Origin of the sequence: Sulfitobacter sp. 15WGC, assembly GCF_005068605.1 — a bacterium.
Lineage (GTDB): Bacteria > Pseudomonadota > Alphaproteobacteria > Rhodobacterales > Rhodobacteraceae > Sulfitobacter > Sulfitobacter faviae.
This window is the reverse complement of record NZ_SZNL01000011.1, coordinates 56,701-69,724: the sequence shown is the minus strand read 5'-3', so window position 1 is coordinate 69,724 and position 13,024 is coordinate 56,701. Positions and strand designations below refer to the sequence as shown.

16 protein-coding genes are annotated in these 13,024 nt (G+C 62.2%); 8 read left to right on the top strand and 8 right to left on the bottom strand.

Features of this window, described 5'->3' with window-relative positions:
* Window positions 1-10: 10 nt before the first annotated feature.
* From ybeY to FCK22_RS11270, 4 genes are all read right to left on the bottom strand, one after another.
* A complete protein-coding gene (gene ybeY / locus FCK22_RS11285; protein ID WP_197470809.1) occupies window positions 11-526 on the bottom strand; it encodes an rRNA maturation RNase YbeY in 516 nt (171 codons plus the stop codon).
* A 4-nt stretch (window positions 527-530) separates the two neighbouring features.
* Window positions 531-1,520, bottom strand: a complete 990-nt coding sequence (locus FCK22_RS11280; RefSeq protein ID WP_067261409.1) for a PhoH family protein — start codon at window positions 1,518-1,520, stop codon at window positions 531-533.
* 147 nt (window positions 1,521-1,667) lie between these two features.
* Entirely contained in the window at window positions 1,668-1,991 is a 324-nt protein-coding gene (locus FCK22_RS11275) for a hypothetical protein (RefSeq protein WP_197470808.1), read from the bottom strand.
* Window positions 1,992-2,004: 13 nt separating this feature from the next.
* Window positions 2,005-2,580 (bottom strand): OmpA family protein, encoded by a 576-nt coding sequence (locus FCK22_RS11270; protein WP_136720426.1) that lies wholly within the window; start codon window positions 2,578-2,580, stop codon window positions 2,005-2,007.
* A gap of 424 nt (window positions 2,581-3,004) precedes the next feature.
* Between FCK22_RS11270 and FCK22_RS11265 the strand changes: the two genes are divergently transcribed.
* The gene (locus tag FCK22_RS11265; RefSeq protein WP_067261407.1) at window positions 3,005-3,349 is read left to right on the top strand and encodes a hypothetical protein; all 345 of its coding nucleotides are present in this window, start codon (window positions 3,005-3,007) and stop codon (window positions 3,347-3,349) included.
* A gap of 55 nt (window positions 3,350-3,404) precedes the next feature.
* Here the strand turns inward: FCK22_RS11265 and miaB are convergent, their stop codons facing one another.
* On the bottom strand, window positions 3,405-4,709 hold the full coding sequence (gene miaB, locus FCK22_RS11260; RefSeq protein WP_067261470.1) for a tRNA (N6-isopentenyl adenosine(37)-C2)-methylthiotransferase MiaB: 1,305 nt from the start codon (window positions 4,707-4,709) through the stop codon (window positions 3,405-3,407).
* A gap of 122 nt (window positions 4,710-4,831) precedes the next feature.
* On the opposite strand from miaB, the gene FCK22_RS11255 reads away from it, so the two are divergent.
* The 4 genes from FCK22_RS11255 (at window position 4,832) to FCK22_RS11240 (ending at window position 8,134) form a co-directional block, all read left to right on the top strand.
* On the top strand, window positions 4,832-5,701 hold the full coding sequence (locus tag FCK22_RS11255) for a hypothetical protein (protein WP_067261472.1): 870 nt from the start codon (window positions 4,832-4,834) through the stop codon (window positions 5,699-5,701).
* 331 nt (window positions 5,702-6,032) lie between these two features.
* Window positions 6,033-6,725, top strand: a complete 693-nt coding sequence (locus tag FCK22_RS11250) for a phosphatidylserine decarboxylase (protein ID WP_067261406.1) — start codon at window positions 6,033-6,035, stop codon at window positions 6,723-6,725.
* Between the two features lie 10 nt (window positions 6,726-6,735).
* Window positions 6,736-7,515 (top strand): CDP-diacylglycerol--serine O-phosphatidyltransferase, encoded by a 780-nt coding sequence (pssA, locus tag FCK22_RS11245; protein ID WP_067261404.1) that lies wholly within the window; start codon window positions 6,736-6,738, stop codon window positions 7,513-7,515.
* 1 nt (window position 7,516) lies between these two features.
* Window positions 7,517-8,134 carry a class I SAM-dependent methyltransferase gene (locus FCK22_RS11240; RefSeq protein ID WP_067261403.1) on the top strand — a complete coding sequence of 206 codons (618 nt, stop codon included), beginning with the start codon at window positions 7,517-7,519 and terminating at the stop codon, window positions 8,132-8,134.
* Window positions 8,135-8,165: 31 nt separating this feature from the next.
* Here FCK22_RS11240 and irrA read toward each other — a convergent pair whose 3' ends face one another.
* Complete coding sequence (gene irrA, locus FCK22_RS11235) at window positions 8,166-8,585, bottom strand: iron response transcriptional regulator IrrA (RefSeq protein WP_067261468.1); 420 nt, start codon at window positions 8,583-8,585, stop codon at window positions 8,166-8,168.
* A 163-nt stretch (window positions 8,586-8,748) separates the two neighbouring features.
* Between irrA and fabA the strand changes: the two genes are divergently transcribed.
* A complete protein-coding gene (gene fabA / locus FCK22_RS11230; RefSeq protein WP_067261401.1) occupies window positions 8,749-9,258 on the top strand; it encodes a bifunctional 3-hydroxydecanoyl-ACP dehydratase/trans-2-decenoyl-ACP isomerase in 510 nt (169 codons plus the stop codon).
* Between the two features lie 59 nt (window positions 9,259-9,317).
* On the opposite strand, the gene FCK22_RS11225 is transcribed toward fabA, so the two are convergent.
* Entirely contained in the window at window positions 9,318-9,914 is a 597-nt protein-coding gene (locus tag FCK22_RS11225) for an SDR family oxidoreductase (protein WP_067261467.1), read from the bottom strand.
* Window positions 9,915-9,985: 71 nt separating this feature from the next.
* Window positions 9,986-11,365, bottom strand: a complete 1,380-nt coding sequence (locus FCK22_RS11220) for an NAD-dependent succinate-semialdehyde dehydrogenase (RefSeq protein WP_067261396.1) — start codon at window positions 11,363-11,365, stop codon at window positions 9,986-9,988.
* 163 nt (window positions 11,366-11,528) lie between these two features.
* On the opposite strand from FCK22_RS11220, the gene fabB reads away from it, so the two are divergent.
* Window positions 11,529-12,758, top strand: a complete 1,230-nt coding sequence (fabB, locus tag FCK22_RS11215) for a beta-ketoacyl-ACP synthase I (RefSeq protein WP_067261394.1) — start codon at window positions 11,529-11,531, stop codon at window positions 12,756-12,758.
* Between the two features lie 9 nt (window positions 12,759-12,767).
* A partial coding sequence (locus FCK22_RS11210) for an SDR family oxidoreductase (protein WP_136720432.1) occupies window positions 12,768-13,024 on the top strand: 257 nt, incomplete at its 3' end.

The window sequence follows — 13,024 nt, the reverse complement described above, 5'->3', positions numbered from 1 at the left end:
ACAAAGCCCCTCAAGGCCCATTTTCCTTATATGGGTCATCATAACCCATTTTGCCAAGTATTTCGCGCTCCAACCCCTCCATCAACGTCGCGTCGGGGTCATTTTCATGGTCATAGCCCAGAAGATGCAACAGCCCGTGCACGATTAAATGGGTCACATGGGCATCTAATGGCTTCTCCGCCGCCGCGGCTTCGGCGGCGCAGGTCTCGAAAGCCAAGGCGATGTCGCCCAGTTCGAGCATCCCGTCAATGCCGGGGGCGACAGGCAGCGGATCGCCGCCCGGGGTGACCGCGCCGCGTTCCTCCGCAGGCCAGCTCAGCACATTGGTCGCCCGCGCTTTGCCGCGAAAGTCTTCGTTCAGCGCGGCGATGCGGCTGTCGTTGCAGGCCAGCAGGGTCATCTCAGCGGCTTCGGCATCAAGGCCGAGATGGCCCAGAGTAGCCCGCGCCGCGGCATGGGCGCGCGCCTCAAGGTCGACCGCCGCCCAGCGGTCGTCTTCGATCACGATGGCGAAATCTTCCAGCATCACGTCAAGCGGCACCGCTATCGGCCTCATATGCTTCGATAATCGCGGCGACCAGCGGATGGCGCACCACGTCCTTGGACGAGAAGTAGTTGAAGCTGATGCTGGGAATTTGCTTGAGCAAGCGCTCCGCATCCTGAAGCCCCGACTGCACCCCGCGCGGCAGGTCGATCTGGGTTCGGTCGCCGGTGATCACCATGCGAGAGTTCTGCCCCAGCCGGGTCAGGAACATCTTCATCTGCATCGAGGTGGCGTTTTGCGCTTCGTCCAGCACCACGAAAGCGTTCGACAGCGTGCGGCCCCGCATGAAGGCCAGCGGCGCGATCTCGATGCGCTTTTCCTCCAGCAGTTTGGCCAATTGCTTGCTCGGCAAAAAGTCGTTCAGCGCGTCGTAGAGCGGCTGCATATAGGGGTCGACCTTGTCTTTCATGTCGCCCGGCAGGTAGCCCAGCTTCTCGCCCGCCTCGACCGCGGGGCGGCTGAGGATGATCCGATCCACATGGCCGCCGATGAACATCGACACGCCCACGGCGACAGCCAGATAGGTCTTGCCGGTGCCCGCAGGGCCGATGCCAAAAGCCAGTTCGTTGTCGAAGAGCGATTGCACATAGGCTTTCTGCGCATCGGTGCGCGGCTCCACCCGTTTTTTGCGGGTCTGGATCTCGATCGCGTCCGAGATCGGCATCTCCAACTGGTCGCCCTGACGCACGCCGGTGCCCGCGCCGGAGTTGCCCATGCGCAGCAGCCCGTCCACATCCGCAGGTTCAACCGCGCGGCCACTTTCCAGCCGGACATAGAGTGCATTGAGCAGGCTCTCGGCCTTCTCAACAGCCTCGCCCTCGCCCAGAATTTGCAAGTGGTTGCCACGCCTTATGATCTGCACCTCAAGCGATTTTTCGATGGCCGCCAGATGCGCGTCATAGGCGCCGCAGAGGTCGATCAAAAGGCGGTTGTCGGGAAATTCCACCACCCGTTCGGCCGCGGTTTCCGGTGTCATCAGATCAGTTGAAGGCAATGCGCGTATCCTTTGTGAAGCACTAAATGTTGAAATAGTCAGACCAGATCGATTTACCAACCCGTCGCGACAAAAAGGGCCGAAGCGCAACGCGCTCCGGCCCGGGGTCTGTGATATGGCCCGCCAAGGTCAGTTCGGGTCTTTGATGTTGGAGCCACCCTTGAAGTGGCCCGCGGTATGTGTCGGTGGCGCCACGCCCGAGCAGACCGGCTTGCCGAATTTATCGAGCCGCGCCGAAAGATAGCCCTCGACCCCGTCGTCGATGATCCAGTGGTCGCAACCGTTGGGATCGACCCAGATGCCCGCCTGAAGGTTGCTCAGGTGCTTTTTGTCGATGCCCCGGTCAAAGGTCTTGTCCGAAGGGTAGCCCCGGCCCAGACCGCCTTCGTAATCGGTACAGGCCGAAAGGCCGACGGCACAGGCTGTGACCATGAGAAGTTTCGTCTTAATCACTTTTACGGTCCCTTCAGCGAATGCAGATGATTTCGACACGGCGGTTCTTGGCCATGTTCGCAGCGGAATTGTTCGGCACGGCGGGCATCCGTTCGCCATAGCCCCGCACATCGGCGATCTTGGCACCCACTTGATTGGCGATGCGCGCCACGGCATTGGCCCGGTTGTAGGACAGGCGCATGTTATAGGCGTCCGACGCGCGGCTGTCGGTATGGCCGGTGATGATGTAGGACACCGCCCCGGTCGATTGGAAGAAGTTCGCCAGACGCGCACGACCTTGCGGCGAGATGCTGTATTTGTCGGTGGCAAAGAACTGATCCGCCTCCATCACGCCGCAGACATCGCCGCGGCGGCACACCGGAATGCCCTGCCGGGTGACATGGGGGGTCATATAGCCCTCGGCCCCGTCATCCATAACCCAATGTTCACAGCCATCCGGGTCGACCCAGATGGTCGGCGTGTAAACGCCCTTGTCACGGCCCTGTTGCGAGGGTGTCTGCGCATCGACCGAGGTGCTGGCCACGGTCAGCGCCGCTGCCATCGTCAGGCTGGCCATGGCGCGCAGTGCTTTGGAAATAGTGGGTCCCACAGCGTTTGTCCTATTCTAATTTCTGGTTCTTATCTTTGGCAAATGCGACCCCTCCCCGGACCCGCGCCTTTTGAGTATAGGGTCAGGTTAGGTAAAAACGGTCTCGCTGTGAAGCTGTGAAATCAACATTTTGTGGCCGAACCTTAGCGGCTTACAACGAATCCGCCGCGGGGTAGCGGCAAAAGGGCTTCGGAGCGCGGCCATTTCACCCTGCCCCGATCCGCCGAAAACGGGCCATTGAAGACGGCTTGGCGACAATCCCACGCAAGCACCTGGGATTGTTCGCAAACACCGGCCCCTGCCATTGAATCTTCTTGAAAACCGCACCTTTAGACCTAAACCTCTTTCCATCGGATCGCGAGGGTGGGACTTCGCGCGGCTTTGCCGATCTTGATTGCTGCAATGAGAACTGGGGGACCAACTTATGATGAGAACGCTACTCGCCACCGCCGTCACCGGCCTGCTTGCCCTGCCCGCTTTCGCGGGGGGTGTGAAATACGCCTATCACAACCAAGGTGTGGCCCATCCCACGGGCAATGTGATCCACGTCAGCTGCTACCGTGGCCCGTGGAACGACGTGATCTGGGACCGGCCAAACTCGGTCTTCGTGGATAGCCTCGTGGCCGTGGGCTATGACTTTGCCACCGCCCATGCCGTGGCAGAACGGGTCTGCCGGGATCACACACTCGTCGGCAACCCCGAGGGGCTGAAAGCGACGATGAAGCGGATCTTTGCGGATGCCGCATCGCACCGCAAACACAACTACTGACAAGCCAAGGGTGCGCGGCGACGCGCACCCGTTGCAGACCCTTTGGGGCTGCGGATCAGACCAGAACGGCGGCCAGAGAGTTCGTCTTGGCCTCGGTCACCCGCACGCGCTGGATGTCACCGATCTGCGCTGTGCTATCCTCGATATGCACCGCATGCAGATACTCCGACTTGCCCAGCATCTGACCGGGTAGACGGCCCTTCTTCTCAACCAGAACCGAGACTTCGCGCCCCACCATCGACTGCTGGATTTCCTGCTGGTGCTGGGTGATCAGCCCTTGCAGACGCTGCAACCGGTCATCGGCCACGGCTGGATCGACCAGCGGACGTTCGGCGGCCGGCGTGCCGGGGCGGGTCGAGTATTTGAAGGAATAGGCATAGCCGTAGCGCACCTGCCGGACGAGCTCCATCGTGGCCTCGAAATCCGCTTCGGTTTCTTCCGGGAAGCCGACGATGAAATCACCCGACAGCACGATGTCGGGCCGTGCTTCGCGGATGCGCTCGAGCAGCTTGAGGTAGCTCTCGGCGGTGTGGCTGCGGTTCATCCGTTTCAGGATATGGTCGCTGCCCGACTGCACCGGCAGATGCAGATAGGGCATCAGTTCGGGCACCTCGCCATGGGCCGCGATCAGGTCATCGCCCATGTCGTTGGGGTGGCTGGTGGTGTAGCGGATACGCTCCAGCCCGTCGATCTTGGCCAGCGCACGGATCAACCCGGCGAGCGTCATGCCGCCGTGGTAGGCGTTGACGTTCTGACCCAGCAAGGTGACCTCGCGCACGCCGCGCTCGACCAGATCGCGCGCCTCGTCCAACACCTTCTCGGCGGGGCGGGAGACTTCGGCGCCGCGGGTATAGGGCACCACGCAGAAGGCGCAGAACTTGTCGCAGCCCTCTTGCACGGTCAGGAAGGCGGCGGGGGCGCGTTTCGCCTTGGGGCGGCCCTTGAGGTGGTCGAATTTGTCTTCCGCCGGGAAATCGGTGTCGAGCGCGCTTTGCCCGCCCTGCACCTTCGCCTCCATCTCGGGCAGACGGTGGTAGCTTTGCGGGCCAACCACCAGATCGACGGCAGGCTGGCGGCGCATGATCTCTTCGCCCTCGGCTTGGGCCACACAGCCCGCCACGCCGATCTTCAGATCGGGCCGCGCGTCTTTCAGCGGTTTCAGACGGCCCAGTTCGGAATAGACCTTCTCCGCCGCCTTCTCGCGAATGTGGCAGGTGTTGAGCAGGATCATATCCGCGTCATCGGCGCGGTCGGTGGTGACATAGCCTTGCCCGCCCAGGCTCTCGGCCATGCGTTCGCTGTCATAGACGTTCATCTGGCAACCATAGGTCTTGATGAACAGCTTTTTCGGTTGGGTCATGGCGGGCATCCAAGGGTTTTGACGGATTTCGGGCAGATGGCGTCGTCTAACAGCGGTGGCCGCGTCTTGCAATGCACCCGGAATTGGCCGACTTTACCGGCGGCAAATTCCAGCGGGGGCCTATGCGGTATCGCGATCTCGACCAGCTTATCCAAGAGGGCCGCACGGCGTTGAACACAGGCCCTATCGCCATGATCTTGGTCGAGGATAAGGTTGAGGTCGACACCACCCTGCGTCACCACCAACAGGCGGGGTTCGACAGCGTCGTGGCGCTGATGCCCCCCGGTTTCGACCTGCCCCGCGACTTAGAGGAAAGCGTGCTGCGGGTCGACTATGACGCCACCGCCGAAGCCGCGTTGGAGCGGGCAGTGAACCGCATGATCGCGGCGGTGCCGGGGCAATGGATTTATTACTGCTACAACGCCGAATATCTGTTCCACCCCTTCAGCGAGACACGCAACGTCAAGGAATTGCTGGCCTTTCATAGCGAAGAGCGGCGCGATGCCATGCTGGGCTATGTGGTGGACCTCTATGCGCTGGACCTTAAGCAATACCCCGATGCCGTTTCACTCGATCAGGCGCATTTGGACCGATCGGGCTATTACGCGCTGGCGCGCAAGGATGCGGCCCGGCAGGGGCACCCCAAGGAACGGCAGCTTGATTTCTTTGGCGGGCTGCGCTGGCGGTTCGAGGAACATGTGCCGCTGCAAAGCCGCAAGATCGACCGTATTCCGCTGTTTCGCGCCAAACCGGGGCTGAAGCTGCGCGGCGACCACACGCTCAACGACGAGGAATACAACACCTACGCCTGCGAGTGGCATCACAACGTCACGGCGGCGATCTGCTCGTTCCGCACGGCCAAGGCGCTGAAGCGCAATCCCGGCAGCCGCTATGACATCCCCACATTCCAATGGCACAACTCCGAACCGTTCGAGTGGCATTCCCGGCAGTTGATGGATCTGGGTTTGATGGAGCCGGGGCAGTGGTTTTGACAGGCTCCCCCTTTTAACTGACCCGCCCGGTGGCACACCGGGCATCGCCCTCCCTCCCCCCGGAGGGCGATCTTGCAACGTTTCGGTGGACGGGCCAGTCAGGGTCCAGAATGACTGTCCCTACATCACGCAAGCGCTCATCGCCCCCCAGGGAGGGCGACACCCTCAGCGCATGGCGGCTAACATTTTCGATGCCCGGACAAGACGCCGCCGGTATCCGCTACCCTCACCGTTCAGCCCGCAACCGCCCAAAACCCGCGCCCGTCCAAAACCTCCTTGCACTCACCTGCCATGCACCTATGACGGAAGACAGCCTGAACGGGAGGGTCCGATGGCCGTCAACTTGCTCGATACATTCATCAAACCGATGCACCGCGAGGGCATCAAATTCGTGGCGATCTTCGCCGCTGTCACGCTGGTGCTCTTTGCCATCGAAGAAGTCCTCGGCTGGATCGGCGTCGGCCTGACGATCTGGTGCTACTACTTCTTCCGCGACCCCGAGCGCGTCACCCCCGACCGGCCCGACCTGATCGTCAGCCCTGCCGACGGAATCGTCTCACTCATCGAGCCTGCGGTGCCGCCCGCCGAACTGGGGATGCCGGATGTGCCGCTGACCCGCGTCAGCGTCTTCATGAGCGTCTTTAACTGCCACATCAACCGCGCCCCCGTCGCGGGCAAGGTGCAGGCCGTGGCCTACCGGCCGGGCAAGTTCTTCAACGCCTCGCTCGACAAGGCCAGCGCCGACAATGAGCGCAACAGCCTGTGCATCCGCATGGGCGACGGGCGCGACATTGCCGTGGTGCAGATCGCGGGCCTTGTGGCGCGGCGCATCGTCTGTTTCGTGAAATCCGGCGACGGGCTTGAGGCCGGCGAACGCTTCGGCTTGATCCGCTTCGGCTCGCGGCTAGATGTTTACCTGCCCGAAGGCGTCGACCCGATGGTGCGCATCGGGCAGACCATGGTCGCCGGGGAAACCGTGCTGGCCGAGTTGAAACAGCCGGTCATAGAGACCGCCCCGCTTTAGGAAAGACCCCATGCGCCCCCCTTCTGAAAAGACCGGCGCAGACCTTGCGCTGATCCAGCTTCTGCCCAATGCGCTGACGATCACCGCGATTTGCGCAGGGCTTTCGGCGATCCGCTTTGGGGTGCAGGGCAACTACGTGCTGGCGGTGCAGCTGATCCTTTTGGCCTGCGTGCTGGATGGGTTGGACGGGCGGCTTGCGCGGCTCTTGCGGTCTTCCAGCCCGATGGGGGCGGAATTGGACTCGCTGGCCGATTTTTTGAACTTCGGCGTGGCCCCGCCGCTGATCCTCTATTTCTGGGCGCTGCAAGACATGCGCAGCGCGGCTTGGATTTCCGTGCTCGTCTACGCGGTCTGCTGCGTGGTGCGGCTGGCGCGGTTCAACGTCAACGACAAGGCCGAAGCCGCCAAGGCCAAGAACGGCGATGCGGTGGGCGAATCCGGCTCCTTCTTCACCGGCATCCCCTCACCCGCAGGCGCGCTTTTGGTGCTCTTGCCGATGACCCTGTCCTTTGCCTTTCACAACCGGCCCATTCTGCCGGATTGGATGATCTGCCTGCATATGGTGCTGATCGGTTTTCTGATGATCAGCCGCATCCCCACATGGTCTTTCAAAACCACCAAAGTCTCCCGACGTCATGTGAAATACCTGCTGGTAGGCGTGGCAATTTTCGCCGCCGCCCTGGCCACCTACGCTTGGACCACGCTCGTCGTGCTCTGCTTGGCCTATATCGGCATGGTGATCTGGGGGCTTTTGAGAGCACGGAAAACGAGTTTAACCAAAAGGAATTGAAATGGACATCAAGGCGGTCGAGACATCCTATGCCCGTTGGGCACCGATCTACGACAAGACCTTCGGCGCGCTGACCAGCGGCGGTCGCCGCCATGTCGTGGCCCATATCAACAAGGGCAGCGGCTCTGTCCTCGAAGTGGGGGTCGGCACCGGCCTGTCCCTGCCCCACTACGCGCCGCATCTCTCCGTCACGGGCATCGATTTCAGCGATGAAATGCTTGCCAAGGCCCGCCAGCGCGTCACCCGCGAAGGGCTGCAACATGTAGCTGACCTGCGCCAGATGGACGCGCGCGACCTCGACTTCCCCGATGCCAGTTTCGACACGATCGCCGCGATGCATGTGCTGTCCGTGGTGCCCGAGCCAGAGCGGGTGATGGAGGAAATCGCCCGCGTGCTGAAACCCGGCGGTCAGGTGGTCATCGCCAACCATTTCATGCGCACCACGGGGCTGCTGGGCTTTCTGGAAAAAGTCTCGGCCCCCTTTGCGAATACGCTCGGCTGGCATTCGGATTTCGAGATGGAAACCGTGCTGCAACAAGATGCGCTGGAGGTCGAGGACGAACGCGCCCTGCCGCCAATGGGCATGATGACCTTCCTGGTGTTGCGAAAACGCGGCTGATCACGCAGGCGGCAGGGCCTGCCCCGCCGGTTCAGGTCTTCCGGCGCAGCCGGATCACCACATCGACCGAGGCAATCTCGGCCCCCTCGGGCGCGTCGGGAAGCTGCGCGATCACCAACTCTTCCGAGGGCGCATCGGTCAGCTTGCTGTCGTCTTCCCAAAAGAAATGCGGGTGATCGTGGGTGTTGGTGTCGAAATAGCTTTTCGAGCCATCCACGGTCACCTCCTGCAACAGCCCCGCATCGCAGAACGCCCGCAGCGTGTTGTAGACCGTGGCCAGCGACACGGCCTCGCCCTGCCCCTTCGCAGCCTCGAACAGGCTTTCGGCGGTGACGTGACGGTCTTGCCCATCGCCTACCAGAAGACTTGCCAGCGTGACACGTTGGCGCGTGGGGCGCAGCCCGGCCTGAGCCAACCAGCGCGTTCCGACCTCTTGTACCTCTGCGGACATCAGTTCCCTGCCTTTCAGGGTCATATAAAGGAGGAAATCCCCGGTTTTCAATTGAAAACCTCGCACCAATCGTCGCAGCGTCCCTGCCGCGCCCTTGCGGCACGCGGCGGCGGGGTGCTAAACGGGGCCGGATGTTATAACAGAGCAGCAGGAGAGCCGCAGGATGGCCGACTACCCCACGAGTTTCGACAAGGAAGATCTGCTGAAATGCGCCCGCGGCGAGCTTTTTGGCCCCGGCAACGCACAGCTTCCCGCCCCGCCGATGCTCATGATGGACCGGATCACCGATGTCTCGGCCGATGGCGGCGCCCATGGCAAGGGCCATATCACCGCCGAGTTCGACATCACCCCGGACCTGTGGTTCTTTGAGTGCCACTTCCCCGGCAATCCGATCATGCCCGGCTGCCTCGGCCTCGACGGTCTGTGGCAGCTCACCGGCTTCAACCTCGGCTGGCGCGGCTGGCAGGGGCGCGGCTATGCGCTTGGCGTGGGCGAGGTGAAGCTCACCGGCATGGTGCGTCCGGACCGCAAGATGCTGACCTATAAGATTGATTTCACCAAGGCGATCCAAACCCGCCGCCTGACCATGGGCGTGGCCGACGGCATCGTCGAAGCCGATGGTGAGGTGATCTATCAGGTGAAAGACATGAAAGTCGCCCTTAGCGAGAGCTGAAGCGCTGCGACTTTACGGATATGAAAAGGGGGCCACACGGCCCCCTTTGGCATTGTCGCTCAAAGCGTCTGCATTTCCTGAACCTTACCGTCATGACGCCCGGTCACTGCGGCCTCGGCCAGCACGGCTGCCACATCGGCACGATGCGCCTCGCCCTTCTGATCGACACCCTCGCCCAGATTGACCGCATTGGTCTTGGGGTCATCGGTCAGCGCCACGGGCCGCAGGATCGAATGGGTCAGGCCAGAGGCTTGCAGATGTTCATCCGCCGCCTGTTTCGCCTTGAGGTAATGGGTCATCTCATGATCCTCCGGCGGGTTGTCAGCGCCCACGGAACTCAGCATTACAAAGCGGTCGACCTCGGCCTCGCGGGCCAGATCGACCAGACGCTGCGCGCCTTCGCGGTCGACCTTCTCAGTCATCTCCGGCCCCGTGCTGCCGCCCGACCCGGCGGCGAAAACAACGGCGTCGACACCGTCGCACACGCCCGTTTGCAGGTTGGTCAGATCGCCTTTCCGCTCTTCGGTGCCCTCGGGCAGAACAGAGGTATCGGAGCCGTCGCGCACCAGTGCGATGGGCTCGGCCCCGCGGTCTTTCAATTCACTGACGAGCAGACGCCCGGTTTTGCCGGTCGCACCGGCGACAAGTACTTTCATGGTCATATGGAACCTCTCCGAATTTAGTTTGATACGGGCGAGCGGCATTTCGCCCGCCCGCCCTTTGCCGGTTACGACGGCAGGAAAATCGACTTGGCGTTGACGAACTCTTTCATGCCAAAGCCGCCGTGTTCGCGCCCATAGCCGGAATTCTTCACCCCGCCGAAGGGCATATTCGGATCGGCGGCGCCAAAGTTGTTGATCCGCACCATGCCGGTGTCGAACTCATCCCGCGCAAGGCGCAGGGCGTGTTCTTCATCCGTGCAGAAGATGCCGCCGCCCAGACCATAGCGGCTGTCATTGGCAATGCGCATCGCGTCTTCGTCATCCTTCGCCCGGATGATCGAGGCGACGGGGCCGAAGATCTCATCGTCATAGGCTGGCATGCCCGGCTTGACCTCGGCCAGTACGGTTGCGGGATAATAGGCACCCGTGCGGTCGGGCACTTCGCCACCGCAGAGCACCTTGGCCCCCTTCTCAACACTCTCTTTCACCTGATCGCGGACGGATTCGAACTGCTCTTGGCTCGACAGCGGCCCGAGCTTGGTGTCTTCGTCCATCGGATCGCCCATCGGGATCGCCTTCATCGCATCGACATAGGCGCTCACGAAAGCGTCGTAATTCTTCTCGGTCACAATGAAACGCTTGGCCGAGACGCAGGTCTGGCCGTTGTTATAAAGCCGCCCCATGGTCGAGAATTTCACCGCCGTTTCGATATCGGCGTCGTCCAGCACGAGATAGGCGTCGTTCGAGCCCAGTTCGAGCACGGATTTCTTCAGATGTTTCGCGGCCTCGGACCCGATATGGCTGCCCGCGCTGTCAGAGCCGGTCATGGTCACGCCGCGCACCAGCTTATGGCCGATCAGCTTGTCGGAGGTATCGTGGTCGATGATGATAACGTTAAACAGGTCTTTGGGCAGGCCCGCTTCTTCGCAAAGCTCTTTCAAACGCAAGCCGCTGCCGGTGCAGATTTCCGCGTGTTTCAGGACGCAGCCGTTGCCGGTCATCAGGTTCGCGGCCAGCACGCGCACGGGCTGGTAGAGGGGGAAGTTCCACGGCTGGATCTGATAGATCACGCCGATGGGCTGATAGGTCACCACACCGCGCTTCTTGCCGCCGGCGTGTTTGCGCTCTTCGTCCTTCAGCATTTCGGGGCCGTTCTCGGCGGTGTATTCAAAGATCTGCGCGCAGAGTTCGACCTCGGTCAGCCCGTCTTTGTAGAGCTTGCCGACCTCTCGGGTCATCAATTCCGACAGGCTTTCCTTATTCTCGCGCAGCTTCTCGGCGATCTTTTTCAGATAGGGCGCGCGTTCTTCATGGGTCAGCTTGCGCCATTCCTTGAACGCCTCATGCGTGGCCTCGACCGCTTGGGTCGCTTCGGTTTCGGACATCACGTCATAGGTGTCGAGCACCTCTTCAGTGGCGGGATTTACCGTATTGATCTTGGGCATTCTAATCTCCTTTATGTCTCGTGAAGCCAACACCGCCTGCCATTGCCCCGTTCCATCACAGAACCTTGACCGCGACCTTCGCGCGCAGAGGATCGGCAAACCGCTTGCGCCGTATGGGCGTGCTGGCATACACCGGGGCTGCCAAAACAAAGGAGTGCTGCGCATGCGCCGCGTCGTCGTCACAGGGTTGGGGATTGTCTCATCCATCGGAAACAACGCCGAAGAAGTGCTCGAAGCACTGAAAAACGGCACCTCCGGGATCGAAGCCAGCCCGGAGATGGCCGAACACGGGTTCCGCAGCCGCGTCGCCGGGACGCTGAAGATCAATCTGGCCGATCACATCGACAAGCGGACCTTGCGTTTCATGGGGCCGGGCGCGGGCTATGCCTATGTCGCCATGGATCAGGCGATCAAGGATGCGGGCCTCGACGAGGCGCAGATCAGCAATCCGCGCACCGGTCTGGTGGCAGGCTCCGGCGGGCCGTCGACCTCCGCCATGTTCGCCGCGCATAACATCGTGAAGGACACCGGGGCCACCAAGCGCATCGGGCCCTTCGCCGTGCCCAAGTGCATGTCTTCGACCGTCAGTGCGAACCTTTCGACCGCCTTCAAGATCAAGGGCATCAACTATTCCATCACCTCGGCCTGCTCCACCTCGCTACATTGCATCGGCAACGCGGCCGAGCAGATCATGCTGGGCAAGCAGGACGTGATGTTTGCCGGCGGCGGCGAGGAGTTGGACTGGACGCTCAGCTGCCTCTTCGACGCGATGGGGGCGATGTCCTCGAAGTACAACGACGCGCCCGAGACGGCGAGCCGCGCCTTCGACGCGGACCGCGACGGTTTCGTGATCTCCGGCGGCGGCGGCATGCTGGTGCTGGAAGACCTCGACCACGCGCTGGCGCGCGGTGCGAAAATCTACGCCGAGGTGACCGGCTATGCCGCCACCAGCGACGGCCATGACATGGTCGCCCCTTCCGGCGAGGGCGGCGAGCGCGCCATGCGACTGGCGCTGGAGACCCTGCCCGAGGGCCGCAAGGTTGGCTACATCAACGCCCATGGCACCTCGACCCCGGTGGGCGATGTGGGCGAGATCGAGGCCGTGCGCCGCGTCTTCGGTCAGGGCAACACCCCGCCTGTCAGCTCCACCAAGTCGATGACTGGCCATGCACAAGGCGCTGCCGGCGCGCTGGAGGCGATCTTCTCGCTCCTGATGCTCGACAACGATTTCATCGCCAAGTCAATCAACGTGCAGAACCTCGACCCCGCGCTCGATCCGTCCGAGATCGCGCTGGAGCGGGTCGACAACGCGGGTCTCGACTCGGTGATGACGAACTCCTTCGGGTTCGGCGGCACCAACGGGTCGATGATCCTGTCGAAGTACCAAGGCTGAGGGTTGGGCATGTCTGGATTGCTTGCAGGAAAACGCGGCCTCGTCATGGGTGTGGCCAATGAACGCTCCATCGCCTGGGGCATCGCCAAGGCGATGGCCGAGGCCGGGGCGGAACTGGCCTTTACCTATCAGGGCGAGGCCTTTGGCAAGCGGCTGGAGCCGCTGGCGCAGAGCGTCGGCTCGGACTTCATGGTCGATGTGGACGTGACCGACGATGCCTCGCTCGACCGCGCCTTCGAGGAGCTGGGCGCGCGTTGGCCCACCAT

Coding starts and splice junctions, on each gene's coding strand:
- miaB (WP_067261470.1), bottom strand. CDS start 4,709: ATGACCCAACCGAAAAAGCTGTTCATCAAGACCTATGGTTGCCAGATG.
- FCK22_RS11255 (WP_067261472.1), top strand. CDS start 4,832: ATGCGGTATCGCGATCTCGACCAGCTTATCCAAGAGGGCCGCACGGCG.
- FCK22_RS11250 (WP_067261406.1), top strand. CDS start 6,033: ATGGCCGTCAACTTGCTCGATACATTCATCAAACCGATGCACCGCGAG.
- FCK22_RS11220 (WP_067261396.1), bottom strand. CDS start 11,365: ATGCCCAAGATCAATACGGTAAATCCCGCCACTGAAGAGGTGCTCGAC.
- fabA (WP_067261401.1), top strand. CDS start 8,749: ATGGCCGACTACCCCACGAGTTTCGACAAGGAAGATCTGCTGAAATGC.
- FCK22_RS11240 (WP_067261403.1), top strand. CDS start 7,517: ATGGACATCAAGGCGGTCGAGACATCCTATGCCCGTTGGGCACCGATC.
- FCK22_RS11280 (WP_067261409.1), bottom strand. CDS start 1,520: ATGACACCGGAAACCGCGGCCGAACGGGTGGTGGAATTTCCCGACAAC.
- FCK22_RS11225 (WP_067261467.1), bottom strand. CDS start 9,914: ATGAAAGTACTTGTCGCCGGTGCGACCGGCAAAACCGGGCGTCTGCTC.
- FCK22_RS11265 (WP_067261407.1), top strand. CDS start 3,005: ATGATGAGAACGCTACTCGCCACCGCCGTCACCGGCCTGCTTGCCCTG.
- ybeY (WP_197470809.1), bottom strand. CDS start 526: ATGCTGGAAGATTTCGCCATCGTGATCGAAGACGACCGCTGGGCGGCG.
- pssA (WP_067261404.1), top strand. CDS start 6,736: ATGCGCCCCCCTTCTGAAAAGACCGGCGCAGACCTTGCGCTGATCCAG.
- fabB (WP_067261394.1), top strand. CDS start 11,529: ATGCGCCGCGTCGTCGTCACAGGGTTGGGGATTGTCTCATCCATCGGA.
- irrA (WP_067261468.1), bottom strand. CDS start 8,585: ATGTCCGCAGAGGTACAAGAGGTCGGAACGCGCTGGTTGGCTCAGGCC.